The following is a 360-nucleotide window of genomic DNA, read 5'->3' on the forward strand; positions in this document are numbered from 1 at the left end:
GTACTACCCAGCAACCTGCAGCATTGTATCTTGATAATATGCTCCAGTTACTAAAACCAACACATTCACAGCTCGGCATCACAGTGTGGGACATGACGACTCAACAAACAGTATTTGAGTACAACAATCAATCGTTAATGCAACCTGCCAGCGTTCAAAAACTGTTAACCGCATTGGCTGCAACTAAACAACTCGGTAAAGACTTTACCTATCAAACCCGTTTAACTACGTTAGCAGAGCAACCTTTAGATAAAAGCCAAATTGATAATGGCATATATTCTGGCGACATTTACATAGAAGTTAGTGGCGACCCAACCTTAAAATATCAATATTTGCGACAGTTACTCGCCTCTTTAAGTC

At 40.3% G+C, this 360-nt stretch carries 1 protein-coding gene; it reads left to right on the forward strand.

Annotated elements, in window-relative coordinates; translation table 11 throughout:
* Positions 1–92: 92 nt before the first annotated feature.
* A partial coding sequence (locus tag AAEY75_RS14280; RefSeq protein WP_352259934.1) for a D-alanyl-D-alanine carboxypeptidase occupies positions 93–360 on the forward strand: 268 nt, incomplete at its 3' end.

Source organism: Psychrobacter sp. TB55-MNA-CIBAN-0194 (genome assembly GCF_040309505.1).
Lineage (GTDB): Bacteria > Pseudomonadota > Gammaproteobacteria > Pseudomonadales > Moraxellaceae > Psychrobacter > Psychrobacter fozii.